This window comes from Xenorhabdus sp. Sc-CR9 (genome assembly GCF_963897815.1).
GTDB lineage: Bacteria > Pseudomonadota > Gammaproteobacteria > Enterobacterales > Enterobacteriaceae > Xenorhabdus.
This window is the reverse complement of the sequence record NZ_CAWQTY010000132.1, coordinates 1-323: the sequence shown is the minus strand read 5'-3', so window position 1 is coordinate 323 and position 323 is coordinate 1. Positions and strand designations below refer to the sequence as shown.

Below are 323 nucleotides of genomic sequence, written 5' to 3'. Positions count from 1 at the left end.
GTTGAATTACATTGTAATGCAAATGAATTACAAAATCAGGAGTAACAAAAATGGCTAATCATCTGGTCCAAACTCGAATCGACGGGGCAATCAAAGAAGAAGCGGCTGCCGTTCTCAACGCGATGGGGCTTACGGTATCTGATGCCGTCCGCCTGATGCTAACGCGAGTAGCACGGGAAAAGGCGCTACCATTCGAACCATTAGTACCAAACGAAACGACTATTGCGGCCATGCGTGAGGCTCGTGCAGGAAATGTAACTAAGGCGGCTGACCTCAAAACTCTGTTTAGTGATCTCAATGCGGACGACTGAATACACCAGCCA

Annotated in this window: 1 protein-coding gene; it reads left to right on the top strand. The window is 48.0% G+C overall.

The features are described 5' to 3' along the window. The first annotated feature begins 50 nt into the window (after window positions 1-50). The gene (locus AACQ81_RS06480) at window positions 51-311 is read left to right on the top strand and encodes a type II toxin-antitoxin system RelB/DinJ family antitoxin (protein ID WP_237388425.1); all 261 of its coding nucleotides are present in this window, start codon (window positions 51-53) and stop codon (window positions 309-311) included. The last annotated feature ends 12 nt before the right edge of the window (window positions 312-323 follow it).

Bases quoted from the DNA above. Each gene is read 5' to 3' on its own strand.
- AACQ81_RS06480 (WP_237388425.1), top strand. From the start codon at position 51: ATGGCTAATCATCTGGTCCAAACTCGAATCGACGGGGCAATCAAAGAA.